Origin of the sequence: Pseudoxanthomonas sacheonensis, from assembly GCF_010093305.1 — a bacterium.
GTDB lineage: Bacteria > Pseudomonadota > Gammaproteobacteria > Xanthomonadales > Xanthomonadaceae > Pseudoxanthomonas_A > Pseudoxanthomonas_A sacheonensis.
The window spans coordinates 1-514 of the sequence record NZ_PDWS01000044.1; the positions used below are offsets into that span (position 1 = coordinate 1).

Annotated in this window: 1 protein-coding gene; it reads left to right on the top strand. The window is 59.3% G+C overall.

The genetic code is table 11. The features are described 5' to 3' along the window. Positions 1 to 167: 167 nt before the first annotated feature. Positions 168 to 500 carry an acyl-CoA thioesterase gene (locus CSC73_RS18330; protein ID WP_211840938.1) on the top strand — a complete coding sequence of 111 codons (333 nt, stop codon included), beginning with the start codon at positions 168 to 170 and terminating at the stop codon, positions 498 to 500. Positions 501 to 514 lie beyond the last annotated feature (14 nt).

Below are 514 nucleotides of genomic sequence, written 5' to 3' on the forward strand. Positions count from 1 at the left end.
CTGTGATCGTGTCATATCACCACTAGTGCATGATGTCCGTGACACTGTCTGTTTATCCACCTGCATGACTAGACGCGGCGCTCCACCCAGTGGTCATGAATGGATTTGATCATAGCGCGCGTCTCCCAGAAAAACCTATATTATGCTCATCGTCGGCAGCTCCAGATGTGTATACAAGACTGGATTTCCGGCGCCGCTTCGGCGAACCGCGCGAGTGCTTCGGCGGCCGGCAGGTCCGGCATCATCCTGCGCAGCGGCACCGGCCCGCCGTGGATGTGCAGGACCACGCCATGTGGTTCCACCGGACTGCCGAGGCCGACTGCTGGATGCTCTACGACCAGGTTTCTCCGAGCGCATCAGGCCTGCTCGGTTTCTCCATGGGCCGACTGATGCAGGATGGCAAACTCATCGCGTCCTGCTGCCAGGAGGGGGTCATGAGGCTGGTAGATGTGAACGACCTCGACGCCTCAGTAACGTTTCCGCTTGGCCGTGGCACGTGATGTCCTCTGAATGC